Origin of the sequence: Acidiphilium rubrum (assembly GCF_900156265.1) — a bacterium.
GTDB classification, from domain to species: domain Bacteria; phylum Pseudomonadota; class Alphaproteobacteria; order Acetobacterales; family Acetobacteraceae; genus Acidiphilium; species Acidiphilium rubrum.
In genome coordinates this window covers 1-12,939 of record NZ_FTNE01000013.1, presented here as the reverse complement: position 1 = coordinate 12,939, position 12,939 = coordinate 1, and the positions used below count along the sequence as shown (strand labels likewise).

The following is a 12,939-nucleotide window of genomic DNA, read 5'->3' as shown; positions in this document are numbered from 1 at the left end:
CCGGCAAGGCGGGGCTTCGCCCCGGACCCCGACCAGGGGGCTCTGCCCCCTGGCCCCCCGCCAGGAACTTAGTTCCTGGACCTCATTAGTTTCAGATGAGAGGGGGCTTGCGACGCCCTTTGAAAGGCAACGGAATTGATGCCCCCTCTCATCTGAAACTAGCGGGGTCTGGGGCCTAAGGCCCCAGCGGGGTCCAGGGGCGGAGCCCCTGGTGGGGCGTGGGGCGAAGCCCCACCCTTCGGCACATATCGCGAAAGGACGCACGATGGCTGATTTAGCGCGCAATGAAACGATCAAGGCGCGGAGTGATTTTCTACGTGGCACTCTGGCGGAGGAGCTGGATGTGCAGGCGTTTGGCGGGTTGGGCGAGGACGATGGCCAGCTCATCAAGTTCCATGGCGTGTATGTGCAGGACGACCGTGATTTGCGGCCGGAGCGTGCCAAGCGGAAGCTGGATCTGGCGTATATGTTCATGGCGCGTTTGCGCGTTCCCGGCGGGGTTCTGACGCCACGGCAGTATCTGGCGATGGACCGCCTGGCGACCGAGCGCGGCAATGCCACGGTGCGACTCACCACGCGGCAGACGATTCAATTTCATGGCGTGATCAAGAGCAACGTGCGCGAGGCGATGCGCGCGATGGATGCGGCTTTGCTCGATACGATTGCGGCGTGCGGCGACGTTAATCGCAACGTGATGGCGGCGGCAAACCCGTATTTGTCGCGCGCGCATGGCGAGGCGGTGGAGGCGGCGCGGCAGTTATCGGCGCATTTCCTGCCGCGCACGGGGGCGTGGCGCGAGATTTTCATTGGTGACGAGCGGGTGCTGGGCGGCGAGCCGGAGGCCGAGCCGATTTACGGGCCGACCTATCTGCCCCGCAAGTTCAAGATGACCGTAGCGGTGCCGCCGTCGAACGACGTCGATGTGTTCGCGCATGATCTGTCGTTCATCGCGATCGTCGAGGGCGAGACCATCGTGGGGTACAATGTGGTGGCGGGCGGCGGCATGGGCGCGTCGCACGGCGAGCCCGCGACCTATCCGCGGGTGGGCGACGTGATCGGCTATTGCGCCGCGGCCGATCTGATTCCGGTGGCCGAGGCGGTCGTCACGGTGCAGCGCGATTACGGCGATCGCACCAACCGCAAGCACGCGCGGCTGAAATACACGATCGACACGCACGGGCTGGACTGGTTCAAGCGCGAGGTGAATGCCCGGCTGGCCACACCGCTGGCGCCGGCACGGGCGTTCGAATTCACCGGCAACGGCGATGCGCTCGGCTGGCTGACCGATCACGAGGGGCTGCATCATCTGACGCTGTTCATCGAGAACGGGCGGATCGCCGATGTCGGGGCGTGGCGGCTGAAATCGGCCCTGGTCGCGATCAATTCGATGCCCGATTTCATCGATCGTGGCGCGATCATCATGACCGCCAACCAGAACATCATCATCGCGCGCGCGAGCGATGCCGACCGGGCCGCGATCGAGCGGATTCTGGCCGAGCATGGCGTGGTGCAGCATGTGTCGGTGCTGCGCGAGGGCGCGATGGCCTGCGTCGCGCTGCCGACCTGCGGCCTCGCTTTGGCCGAGAGCGAGCGGTATCTGCCGCATCTGATCACCGCGATCGATGCGCTCCTGACCGAAAACCACCTGTCCGATCAGCGGATTACCGTGCGCATGACCGGCTGCCCGAACGGCTGCGCCCGGCCCTATATCGCCGAGATCGGCTTGGTCGGGCGCAATCCTGGCCGATACAATCTGCTGCTCGGCGGTGCGGCGGATGGATCGCGCTTGAACACGATCTACCGCGAAAACGCCGACGAGGCTGAAATCATTGCCGCGTTGTCGCCGCTGTTCACGCAATTCGCCAAGGATCGTCTGCCGGGCGAGGGATTTGGCGACTACACGAGGCGCGCCGGCATCGTGTGATGCAGCACTGCCCGGCGGGCGGCATCATTTGCTGCCCGCCGGCGGGATATAGATCGTTTCCTGCGCGGTGAAGCGGATCGGGATGAGGTGATAGGTCTGTTTGCCGGCGGGTGCCGCGTCGAACGGGGTTGCCTCGATCGCGGCGATCGCTTCGTCATCGTCGGTCGCATCGCCCGATGAGCGTGCAACGCCGATTTTGGCGAGCTTGCCTTTGTCATCGATGGTGAATTGATAAAACCCGACGCGCGCGACCCCGGCCTGTTTCAGCAGGGTCGCCTCGGTTTTATTAACCGCCGCCGTCACACCGTCGGACAGGGGCGGGAACGCGCTGGGGGCGATGAAATCGTCCTGCCCGGCCCAGGCGGTGAGCGGCAGTGCAACAAGACAGATCAGCAAACGCTTCATCCGGTGGCTCCCGTATCGTGGCGATGCGCCAGAATACCGGACGCCATCCGGAATTGGCAAATGATCAGTTGACGGGGCACACGCCCAGCTTGTCGGGTGTGCCGGCCGGGTGGGCCTGGACGCCGACGATGGCCGTGCCGAAATTGGCGCCGGGGCTGGTCGGAAACGGCGTCTTGCCCGCCGGGTAGCAGTTGGACGCCAGCAGATAGGCCATGACGCTGGCGTATTCCGCCGGCTTCAACGACCCCGGATTGTTGAGCGGCATGTTCTGCGTGACGATCGTGTTGAGAATCGAAACGGTATATTTATTGCTCGTCGCGGTCTTCAGAAACTCGGTGCCAGCAATCGCCGGTGCTGCCACGCCTTGCAGGTTCGCACCATGGCAACTCGCGCAATTGGTAGCGAATACCGCCTTGCCGCTGGCGGCCTGGGCGGCGGTGTAGAGGGCAGCGCTCGCCGCGGTATGGGCGGCGGCTTCGATCAGCAGGGTCGGGCGCTTGACCGGCGGGGTGTAAGCGACCGGCCTGACTACGGCCGCCGCCGCCGCATGAGTGGCGCAGTGGTGCTGCACCATCGGTGCCGCGGCAGTATAGAGAACCAGCATACCATTTTCCTTCTTGACGGATGCGGTGCCTGTCGCCGGAATCGACAAGGCCCCGGGTTTCACGGCGTGCCAGACCAGCCAGCCGTGGTGAATACCGTAACCGACCGCCTTGGGTGCGGCGCAACCGTCCGCGGTCGGGGCGCCATCCGGCACCGCGAGCGTGGTGTTGGCAATCGCGCCCAGCATGCCGCCGAGCACGTCGTACTGGCTGGTGCGGCCCTCCGCGACTTCGAGGTTTTCGAGCGCGCTGGACGATGCGGTCTGAAACGCGTTGAGGCCGCGCGCCTTCACCGCTTCCTGCAGATAGGCGACGGCGGCGAGTTCGTTGATCTGCACGCCGTGCAGCGCGGGCACATAAGGCGGGGTCGCGGTCTGGTCGAGCAGGGCGTTGACCTGGCCCATCGAGCCGGTGGCATCACCGGGGTTCGGCACGTGCGGGTCGAACGCCGGGTCCTTGCTGCCAACCAGGGCGTTGATGGCACTTTGCGCGGCCTGGACATAATCGGCAGGGCCGCTGGTCGTGCCGTTTTCCGCCGCCATGATGGTGGTGATGGCGATTTTGATATCGGCCAATGCCGCGGCGGCGCGGGCATGTTCCGAAGGCGACGCTGCGGAGGCGAAAGCAACGGGGGTGGCAAATGCCACCCCCGCGCCCAGGATCAATGCGATCCGGTTGGCCAGCCTCATTTCGGCAGAGCGAACATGGTCAGCATGGTGCCTTTGTTGTCTTTCGGCATGGTCGGCAACTGCTGGTTGCCCGCCGGGCCGGACGCGACCGCGACATACTCGGTGCCGCCATCGGTGAAGGCGACCGGCGGGGCGATGATCGGCGAACCGGTGTCATAGCTCCACAGTTTCTTGGCCGAGGTGGCATCGAACGCGGCGAAATCGCCGTTTTCCATGCCGGTGAACACCAGCCCGGTCGAGGTCGAGAGCGCGCCACCGGCCATCGGCAGTTTTTCCGGCTTGCGCCAGGCGAACACGCCGTTGCTCACGTCGATTGCATTGAGCTGTCCGGTGTTCTGACCCACGAAGGTCGGGAACGCACCGCCGAGGTAGAACTGCCCCGCGATGTAGACCACCGATTTGGTCGATTTCCAGAAGCCGCACTCATTGCTGCTGGGCAAATAGATCATGTTGGTCTTGGGATCGTAGGTACCGCCATTGTATTCGACGCCGCCATTGGTGTTCGGGCAAGCGACGTTGCCTTTGAGTGATGGTGCAAGCTTCTGGTGATACTGCATGCTGACCTGCAAATGATTGACCAGCGCGCCGGTCTTGGAGTTCAGCAGCCAGAAATTACCGGCCTTGTCACCATCGGCCACCAGCGGCATCATCTTGCCGTCGACCTTGCCGTTGAACAGCACCGGCGGCATCACCGGATCCCAGTCATGCGTGTCGTGCGGAATGAACTGGTGATACCAGACCATTTTCGGCTTGGCGCCGGAAATGTTCAGCGCCACCAGCGAGTCGCTGTACAGATTGCTGCCCTTGCGGGCCGGGCCGTTGAAATCCGGCTGCGGGTTGCCGGCATTGGCATAGAGCATGTCGGTTTTCGGATCGATCGCCATCATGGTCCAGACAGCGCCGCCGCCGCGCTTCCAGCTATCGCCGCTCCAGGTCGAATGACCCTTCTGGCCCGGGCCGGGAACCGCGTTCCACTGCCACAACTCGTTGCCATTGGTGGGGTTATACGCCGCAACATTGCCAATGCCGCCCCAGTCGCCGTTCGAAACGCCAAGAATCAGCATCGCCTTGCCGGTCTTGGGGTCTTTGTAGGGCAGCGGCGCCATGGTGTAGAACGAGTTGGCCGGGTCCTTGACCAGCAGCTTGCTGAACACGACCTTGCCGGTTTCGGCATCAAGCGCCACGAGCTTGCCATCGAGTGTCGCGATATAGACCTTGCCATCGAGCAGCGCGATGCCACGATTGGCGGCGAACGCGATGACGTGGGGGTTGTCCGAATACTGCCATTTCAGCTTGCCGGTCTTCACGTCGATTGCGTACACATGATCATGCGCGGAGCTGATATAGGCCGTGCCGTGCCAGATGATCGGCGCCGCTTCGATCGGGCCGTTATCGTCGATCTTGAAGGTCCACGCCGGCTTGAGTTGAGCCACGTTGGCGGGTGTGATGTCGCTCAGATCGACATAGCGATCGTTGTTGTAGTTCTTGGCCGGCAGGATCCAGTTCGAGTGATCGCCCTGGGTCGAGGCGTAATCCTTCAGCGTCGGCGTGGTGGTGTTGGCCATGGCGCCCGCATAGGCGAGCCCGCCGAGCCCGATCGCGAGTGCCGCTCCGGCAATGCCCGCCATGATCGCGCGTTTGCGCCGATGAGTTCTGGTTTTTTCCATTGGGTCCGTTTCCTTATTTTGAGACGCAGCCTACGGGATGTCGCCTGATCTGGCGGCAACTCGTTTCATTGGTAACGCTACCATAACGCGAGTGTGATGCAAGAGGGCGCGGTCCGGCGGGCAAGAGCCTTCAAGACCAGTCACAAGGAGCAGCGGGCCCGCATATATTTTCCGCATCCAAAAGTGCTCAATCAGACTAGTCTATAAGTCGACCCCGCACCAATCAAACCACCCCTATCCAAGAGTCAAAAAGTTTTTTGCTTCTTTTTTACAAAAAAGAAGTACTTCCTCGCTCTTTCACACGTTCCTTCAGATCACGCAGTTCGATGCCACAACATCCGCCGAAATCCGTTCCGCGGCGAGTTTCACCTCCGGCGCCAGGGTTGCCAGCCGGGCGTCGTCCATCCGCATCGCCGGTGCGGTCACGCTCAGGCTGGCGACCGGACGACCGGTGCGATCGAAAATCGGCGCCGCGACGCAGATGATGCCGACCTCGTGCTCCTCCCGGTCGAACGCGAGCCCTGCCGCGCGAATATCGTCGAACGCGGCGCGCAGCAGATGGCGGGAGGTGATGGTGTGCGGCGTATGCCCCGTCAATGTGATCGCATTGATGATCTCGTCGCGTTCGGCCTGCGGCAGATGCGCCAGAATCGCCTTGCCCACGCCGGTGCAGTGCAGCGGTCCGCGCCGCCCGACCGAGGAAAACAGCCGCAGCGTCTTCGGGCTCTCGCGCTTGTCGATATAGATGATCTCGTGCCCATCCCGCACCGCGAGATGCACGGTTTCATCGGTGCTGCGCCACAGCGTATCGACATGGCGCGACGCCACCGCCTTCAGATCGATCGATTCCCACGCCCGGTACGCGAGTTCGAGCAGACCGAGTGCCGGCCGGTAGGTCCGGTCCGGCGCGGTGCGGATCAACCCGGCGGTGACCAGCTCCTGCAACAGGCGGTGCAGCGTTGCTTTGGGCAGGCCGGTCTGCTCCAGCAGGGTCGAAAAACTGGCCGGCGGTTCGCTCACACTCACGCAGCGCAGCAGCGCGAACGCCTTGGCGATGCTGGTGGGCAGATCGGTGATGGGCATGGTCATGCGGATCAGGGTAAGCCCGCCCGCCCCGTTGTCAATTCGGAAGCCGGTTCCGCAATTTGAAATAAACGTCCCTTCCGACGCGCCGATCCAGCGGATATATCACGATCATGGATGCTCTGATCTCGCGCCTCACCGCCGCCCTGGGGCCCGCCGCCGTGCTGACCGAACCGCACGACATCGCCCCGTATGGCGAGGATTGGCGCGGCCTGTACCGCAACACCCCGCGCGCCGTGCTCCGCCCCGCCGATACCGCGGGCGTCGCCGCCGCCGTGGCGCTGTGCGCGGCCGCAGGCGTCGCCATCGTGCCGCAGGGCGGCAACACCTCGATGGTTGCCGGCGGCATTCCCAGCGCGCCGGATGCCGAAATCGTCCTCAGCCTGGCGCGTCTGAACCGCCTGCGCAGCGTCGATCGCGCCGGCCTCACTCTGGTGGTCGAAGCCGGCATGACCCTGCGCGCCGCACAGTTGGCGGCCGAGGCGGCGGGCGCGCTGCTGCCGCTCTCGATCAGTTCCGAAGGCAGCGCGCAGATCGGCGGCGTCATCGCGACCAACGCGGGCGGCAACAACACGCTGCGCTTCGGCAACGCGCGCGACCTGGTTCTCGGCCTCGAAGTCGTGCTGCCGGACGGCGCGATCTGGCACGGGCTGCGCGCCCTGCGCAAGGACAACACCGGCTACGCCCTGCGCCAGTTGTTCGCCGGATCGGAAGGCACGCTCGGCATCATCACCGCCGCCGTGCTCAAACTATCGCCCGCGCCGCGCGAACGCGCCACCTGCCTGGTCGGCCTCGCCAGCGTCGCCGCCGTGCTCGACCTGTTCGCCCGCTTCCGCGACGAGGACGATGCCGCGCTCTACGCCTTCGAATACATCTCGGGCACCGCGATGGAGATCAATTTGCGGCACATGCCGGATGGCCGTTTGCCGCTCGGCCAATCTGCCGCGCATTACGCGCTGATCGAACTCGCGACCACCCGGCGCAACGCGGCCCTGCGCACCACGATCGAGGCGGTGCTGGGCGATGCGCTCGAAGCCGGCCTCATCGAGGATGCCGCCATCGCCCTGTCCGAAGCCCAGCGCCTCGCCTTCTGGGCGCTGCGCGAACACGTCTCGGAATCCCAGAAACGCGAAGGCGCCTCGATCAAGAACGACGTCTCGGTGCCGGTCGCATCAGTGCCCGCGCTGCTCGACCGTGCGGCAACCATGCTCGCCAAAACCTACCCCGACGCACGCATGGCCGCGTTCGGCCATATCGGCGACGGCAATATCCACCTCAACGTCATCACCACCGCCGATCCCGAGGCGCTGATGGCGGATGTCAACGCCATCGTCGCCGACCTCGGCGGCAGTTTCTCGGCCGAACACGGCGTCGGCCTGGTCAAACGCGCAGCGTTCGGGCAGTGGCGCGATGAGACGGAGCGCGGGGTGATGCGGCGGATCAAGCTGGCGCTGGATCCAGGCGGGGGGATGGGGCCTGGGAAGGTGTTTTAAGGAAGACTTCTTTTTTATAAAAAAGAAGCAAAAAATTTTTTGACTCTGGGCCATGGGCGTTGGCGGTGCCGACGCCCATGGCCCAGCAAAATAAAAGTTTTTTGGTTCTTTTTTACAAAAAAGAACCCTTCTAAAACCTATACTTCGCCGTAGCCCCCAAAACAAAATTCCGTCCCGGCGAAGGCTCGTAATACTGCCCATTATTCGCCGCCACGACGACCGCGCCGACATAGGTCCGGTTGAACAGATTATCGACCCGCGCGAATTCATCGAACCCGAACTTGCCAATCGTCTGGCGAAACCCGCCGGCAATGCCCGCGGTGAAATAGCCGGCGGCATAGGCCGAGTTCTGATTGTCAACATACATCCGGCTCTGCCACTGGCCATCGACCGAGGTATAGAAGCCGCTCGCCGGATCGTGCCAACTCGCCTCGGTGAAAATCCGCTGCTGCGGTACGCCGGGCAGCGCCTTGCCGGCGATCGCGCTATGCTCGAAAAACGCCTTCAGCAGCGTGTAGGAGCCGTATAATTCGATGTGGTGCGGCAGAAAACTGTCGATACTGGCATCGACGCCGTTGCGCCCGGTCTGCCCCTCGTTCGCATAGGCGGTGCGGCCGTTGTTCGAGGACGATACCACGATCTGATTGTTGGTATGGGTATGAAACGCCGCCACCTGCGCATAGGTGCGCGACCCGACCAGGGATTTGATGCCCGCCTCGTAATTCTCACTGGTGGTCGGCACCAGGGCGGCGTTGAACCCCGCCTCGCCGTTCGGCAGATAGGCGAGCTGGTCGAGCGTCGGCGTCTCGAACCCTTCGCCATAATCGGCGAACAAATTGGTCGTCGATGTCAAATGATAGGTTACGCCCGCCACCAGGCTGGTGTGCGAATAGCTGACCGAACCGGTATCGTTGGTCAGTTTCGGCGTCACGTACAGATCCTGCACGCTGAAATAATCCTGGCTATGCCGCAAACCGGCGTCGAAAATGATTTTCGGCGTCAAATTGGCGTTGATCTGCGCGTATTCGGCGATGTTGCGCGCAATATCCTGCTCATTGCGCCGCAACCCACCGATGGTGCCGTAATTATTCACATAGCCTTTGCGATGCTGATCCTCATACCCGAAATCGACCCCCGCGACCGCGGTGATCGGCACGCCCGCGATCTGGTCCTTATGGGTGAACCGCGCGCCGACGCCGCCCGATTTGCGCGCCAGGTCCACCACGCCGCCACCCGATGCCGCGAAACTGCCGGTGAACGGCAGATATTGCAGCACGTCGTGGTTCACATCATACACCAGCAGGCGGATGCTGTTATCGGCATCGATCCGGTGGCGCATGATGAAGCCGAACTGGAAATGCCGCAGCGATTTGCGGGTATCGAATTTCACGGCGTTATTGCCGGCCGCCTGCGGATCGGCATGATATTGCGCCGCCGTCAGCCCGCCGGGGTCGAGCGAGCGCGGCTCGTTCAGCGCATCGACCAGCAAGGTGTAACTAGTGTCGGCATCCACCTGCACCCGATACTTGCCGTAAAACTGCTGGCGCCGCGCCGCACTATGATCGCGATACCCGCCGGAATAGAAATCCGATGCGTTCATCATGTAGTTGAACGAGCCATCGGTGCCGAATTTCTGCGTCCCGCCATACGACGCGCTGGCCCGCCAACTACCGTAACTGGAAGCCAGAATACCGCCGCTGATCGTCGGCACCGCCGGCCCGTCCTTGCTGAACACCTGGATCACACCGCCCGCGGCATTGCCGTACAACACCGAAAACGGCCCGCTCAGCACCTCGATCCGCGACACGTCGCCGAGATCGATCACTTCGGAATCACCGGTGCCATCGGGTTGCGTCGCCGGCACGCCATCGATCAGGATTTTGACGTTGCGGGTGCCGAACGCGGTCTGCGCGCCGAACCCGCGCGAGGTGATGCGCACGCCGGTGGCGTAATTCTGCTGGTTCTGCACATCGATGCCGGGCACCCGGTCGAGACTTTCGGACAGGTTCTCCTGCTCGTTCGCTGTGCTCACCTGCCGCCCGGTCACCGCATAGATCGAGACCGGCACGTCGAAACTCGACTGACGCGTGCGCGTCGCACTCACCACGATCCGCTTGATCGCGATCGTCCCCGGCGAGGGAATGATCACCGGCGGCGCGGTCTGCGCCCAGGCCGAAACCGCGACCGAGGCGAGCGCCGTACCCGCCAGCAGCGAGACGGCGCCATGCATCAGCCGCGCCGACATCAGTAAACGACGACGCTGCGAATGCTCTCGCCCTTGCGCATCAGCTCGAACCCCTCGTTGATCTGTTCGAACGGCAGCACATGTGTGATCAGATCATCGATGTTGATCTTGCCGTCCATGTACCAATCGACAATCTTCGGCACATCGGTCCGCCCGCGCGCGCCGCCGAACGCGGTGCCGCGCCAGTTGCGCCCGGTCACCAGCTGGAACGGCCGCGTCGAAATCTCCTGCCCCGCGCCGGCCACGCCAACAATGATCGAGGTGCCCCAACCACGATGGCAGCATTCCAGCGCCTGGCGCATCACCTTCACATTGCCGATGCACTCGAAGGAAAAATCCGCCCCGCCATCGGTCAGATTGACCAGATACGGCACCAGATCCTCGCCGATTTCGGAGGGGTTGACGAAATGGGTCAGCCCGAATTTCTCCGCCATCGCCTTGCGGCCGTTGTTCAGATCGACGCCGATGATCTTGTCGGCGCCGGCAATCCGCGCGCCCTGAATGACGTTCAGCCCGATGCCGCCGAGGCCGAAAATCACCACATTGTCGCCCGGCTGCACCTTGGCGGTGTTGATCACCGCACCGATGCCGGTGGTAACCCCGCACCCGATATAGCAGATCTTGTCGAACGGCGCGTCCTCGCGCACCTTCGCCAGCGCGATTTCCGGCAGCACGGTGAAATTCGCGAAGGTCGAGCAGCCCATATAATGCATCACCGGCTCCCCCTCGCAGGAGAAGCGGCTGGTGCCGTCCGGCATCACGCCCTTGCCCTGCGTTGCGCGGATCGCGGTGCACAAATTGGTCTTGCGCGACAGGCAGGATTTACATTGCCGGCACTCCGGCGTGTAGAGCGGAATGACGTGATCGCCCTTTTTCAGCGTGGTCACGCCGGGGCCGATATCGACGACGATGCCGGCCCCCTCGTGGCCAAGAATGGCCGGAAACAGACCCTCGGGGTCCGCGCCGGACAGCGTGTATTCATCGGTATGGCAGATGCCGGTGGCCTTGATTTCCACCAGCACCTCGCCCGCCTTCGGACCTTCGAGTTTGACGGTCCCGAGGTCGAGCGTCTTGCCTGCTTTCCACGCAATCGCGGCGCGAACGTCCATTATCTTCAGTCCCCTTGATTAAGCTGCGAGAGCGCCGGACGCTTTCGCCACACTGGTCGCGATAGCGTCCATCAGCGGCGGCGACAAGCAGTCATAGGGCTCAAGGCCGAGTTCCTTCAGCCGCGCGCGGATGCCCGCCATTTCGGCCGGCGGCGTGCCCTGCTCGATCACCGAGGACACGAAGGCGGCGAATTCCGGCGCCGACCAGCCTGCCTCGTCGGACAGTTCGGTGTGCACGAAGTCGAGCCCGTAGAACGGATGCGCCTTGTTCTCGATCCGGCCGAACATGTGCACGCCGCACTCGCGGCAGGCATGGCGCTGGATGGTCGCGTTATGATCGACGATGTGCAGCTTGCCGCCGTTTTCGGTCACATGCACCGCGTCGCGCGATACCACGGCGATCACGGCGAATTTCGCCCCCTTCGGCTTCCAGCATTTCGAGCAGCCGCAGGCGTGGTTGTGCGCGGTCTGCGCATCGATTTTCACGGCCACTTTGTGGCTGGCGCAATGGCAATGCAGCGTGCCGCCCGAAAAGCCGGACGCGCCTGGTTTGACCCCGTGATCGACGGCGGGATGGATAGAGACGGCCATTGTAGTTCTCCCTGTTGGTTCGGTTCAGTCGTTCGACGTGACATGCGAGAGTTAGTGCTTCGGCGTCCCCTCGCTGACGACCGCGACGGCACGGGCATCGACATACTGATAGATCGACTGGATCTGCGCAGGCGTGAAGAACCCCGCCCAGCTCGGCATGCCTTTTGATTTCTTGCCGGTCATCGCGATGCTCAGAAATTTGCTTTCCGACATGCCGTTGTTCAGCGAGCGCCGCAGATTGGGCGCGTAGGAACCGCCGACCGCATCGGCGCCGTGGCAGCGGAAACAATAGGAATTATACTGCTCGTAGCCGGTGAACACCGATTTTGTGACTTTTTGCGTGCCCGGCTGAAAGATCGGAAAATCGGTCGAAACCGTCTTGCCTTTGACCGTATAGGTGTATTTTTTCGCCCCCGCACCGGTGGCGGCGGTCGTCGTCTTCAGTGTCAGAATCCAGGACACGATCTCCTTGGTATCCGCCGCACTCAACTGCGGATGCGCGGGCATCGGCACATTGCCCCAGGTGCCGACGTGACCCTTCATGATCGCATCGCTCAGCGTCGTCTCGGCCCCGCTCTTGCCGGCGAATTTGGCGGCCACCGCATTGAACGCCGGCCCCACGATTTTCTGGTTGATCGCGTGGCACGAAAAACAGTCGCTGCCCTTGGCGAGCATCTCGCCCTTGGGCATCGCGGCCGCCGTGGTGGTGCCCGAGGTATCGGCCGCATAACTGGCCATCGTGACCAGGGCCATGCCAGCCACGCCGATCACGCCGGCGCCGATGATGGTGGGGATCGATCTAACCGCATTTATTCATGAGGGCGTTTCATTCAATTCTTCTACAATTAGCTATGCAACCTGACGTCGTGGGCGCGTGACGACTCACCGGCCGCTCTGGGCTGGTTTTGATGAGCTTGGCGATGTGTCGGCGCTGGAGTTGGATGAGATCGGGACCGGTCGGGGCAACCGCCCCTGGGCTCAGACCAGTAACCTGGGCAGTCTGGCCAGAGCGTAGCGGAGAATGACCTGATCCGGCATCGATCGCGGCAGATGCAGGCGAATTGATTTCTTCAATGTCTCGACCTGGACGGCGAGTTTGATCAGGCGTAGCCGCAAGGTATCGAACTGGAT

11 protein-coding genes are annotated in these 12,939 nt (G+C 63.1%); 2 read left to right on the top strand and 9 right to left on the bottom strand.

The genetic code is table 11. The annotated features are described in order from the left end of the window. Positions 1-265: 265 nt before the first annotated feature. Positions 266-1,924, top strand: coding sequence for an NADPH-dependent assimilatory sulfite reductase hemoprotein subunit (locus BW994_RS10840; protein ID WP_029313140.1), 1,659 nt, complete (start codon positions 266-268; stop codon positions 1,922-1,924). Positions 1,925-1,948: 24 nt separating this feature from the next. On the opposite strand, the gene BW994_RS10835 is transcribed toward BW994_RS10840, so the two are convergent. The 4 genes from BW994_RS10835 to BW994_RS10820 form a co-directional block, all read right to left on the bottom strand. Beyond that, positions 1,949-2,329 carry an energy transducer TonB family protein gene (locus BW994_RS10835; protein ID WP_029313141.1) on the bottom strand — a complete coding sequence of 127 codons (381 nt, stop codon included), beginning with the start codon at positions 2,327-2,329 and terminating at the stop codon, positions 1,949-1,951. Between the two features lie 64 nt (positions 2,330-2,393). Continuing rightward, the gene (locus tag BW994_RS10830) at positions 2,394-3,620 is read right to left on the bottom strand and encodes a c-type cytochrome (protein WP_051657546.1); all 1,227 of its coding nucleotides are present in this window, start codon (positions 3,618-3,620) and stop codon (positions 2,394-2,396) included. Continuing rightward, on the bottom strand, positions 3,617-5,287 hold the full coding sequence (locus BW994_RS10825) for a pyrroloquinoline quinone-dependent dehydrogenase (RefSeq protein WP_029313143.1): 1,671 nt from the start codon (positions 5,285-5,287) through the stop codon (positions 3,617-3,619). The genes BW994_RS10830 and BW994_RS10825 overlap by 4 nt, the downstream gene beginning before the upstream one ends. A 309-nt stretch (positions 5,288-5,596) precedes the next feature. Next, the gene (locus tag BW994_RS10820) at positions 5,597-6,376 is read right to left on the bottom strand and encodes an IclR family transcriptional regulator (RefSeq protein WP_139334082.1); all 780 of its coding nucleotides are present in this window, start codon (positions 6,374-6,376) and stop codon (positions 5,597-5,599) included. Between the two features lie 107 nt (positions 6,377-6,483). Here BW994_RS10820 and BW994_RS10815 point away from each other — a divergent pair, with 107 nt between their 5' ends. Continuing rightward, entirely contained in the window at positions 6,484-7,863 is a 1,380-nt protein-coding gene (locus BW994_RS10815; RefSeq protein ID WP_029313145.1) for an FAD-binding oxidoreductase, read from the top strand. 130 nt (positions 7,864-7,993) lie between these two features. Here BW994_RS10815 and BW994_RS10810 read toward each other — a convergent pair whose 3' ends face one another. The 5 genes from BW994_RS10810 to BW994_RS19240 form a co-directional block, all read right to left on the bottom strand. Then, the gene (locus BW994_RS10810) at positions 7,994-10,108 is read right to left on the bottom strand and encodes a TonB-dependent receptor family protein (RefSeq protein WP_029313146.1); all 2,115 of its coding nucleotides are present in this window, start codon (positions 10,106-10,108) and stop codon (positions 7,994-7,996) included. Continuing rightward, entirely contained in the window at positions 10,108-11,217 is a 1,110-nt protein-coding gene (locus BW994_RS10805; RefSeq protein ID WP_029313147.1) for an S-(hydroxymethyl)glutathione dehydrogenase/class III alcohol dehydrogenase, read from the bottom strand. The genes BW994_RS10810 and BW994_RS10805 overlap by 1 nt, the downstream gene beginning before the upstream one ends. Before the next feature lie 18 nt (positions 11,218-11,235). Continuing rightward, the gene (gene gfa, locus BW994_RS10800; RefSeq protein ID WP_029313148.1) at positions 11,236-11,808 is read right to left on the bottom strand and encodes an S-(hydroxymethyl)glutathione synthase; all 573 of its coding nucleotides are present in this window, start codon (positions 11,806-11,808) and stop codon (positions 11,236-11,238) included. A gap of 51 nt (positions 11,809-11,859) precedes the next feature. Continuing rightward, the gene (locus BW994_RS10795) at positions 11,860-12,561 is read right to left on the bottom strand and encodes a c-type cytochrome (RefSeq protein ID WP_076454558.1); all 702 of its coding nucleotides are present in this window, start codon (positions 12,559-12,561) and stop codon (positions 11,860-11,862) included. Positions 12,562-12,786: 225 nt separating this feature from the next. Further along, on the bottom strand, positions 12,787-12,939 hold a 153-nt coding region (locus tag BW994_RS19240; RefSeq protein ID WP_175612112.1), incomplete at its 5' end, for a transposase.

Coding starts and splice junctions, on each gene's coding strand:
- BW994_RS10840 (WP_029313140.1), top strand. CDS start 266: ATGGCTGATTTAGCGCGCAATGAAACGATCAAGGCGCGGAGTGATTTT.
- BW994_RS10835 (WP_029313141.1), bottom strand. CDS start 2,329: ATGAAGCGTTTGCTGATCTGTCTTGTTGCACTGCCGCTCACCGCCTGG.
- BW994_RS10830 (WP_051657546.1), bottom strand. CDS start 3,620: ATGAGGCTGGCCAACCGGATCGCATTGATCCTGGGCGCGGGGGTGGCA.
- BW994_RS10825 (WP_029313143.1), bottom strand. CDS start 5,287: ATGGAAAAAACCAGAACTCATCGGCGCAAACGCGCGATCATGGCGGGC.
- BW994_RS10820 (WP_139334082.1), bottom strand. CDS start 6,376: ATGACCATGCCCATCACCGATCTGCCCACCAGCATCGCCAAGGCGTTC.
- BW994_RS10815 (WP_029313145.1), top strand. CDS start 6,484: ATGGATGCTCTGATCTCGCGCCTCACCGCCGCCCTGGGGCCCGCCGCC.
- BW994_RS10810 (WP_029313146.1), bottom strand. CDS start 10,108: ATGTCGGCGCGGCTGATGCATGGCGCCGTCTCGCTGCTGGCGGGTACG.
- BW994_RS10805 (WP_029313147.1), bottom strand. CDS start 11,217: ATGGACGTTCGCGCCGCGATTGCGTGGAAAGCAGGCAAGACGCTCGAC.
- gfa (WP_029313148.1), bottom strand. CDS start 11,808: ATGGCCGTCTCTATCCATCCCGCCGTCGATCACGGGGTCAAACCAGGC.
- BW994_RS10795 (WP_076454558.1), bottom strand. CDS start 12,561: ATGGCCCTGGTCACGATGGCCAGTTATGCGGCCGATACCTCGGGCACC.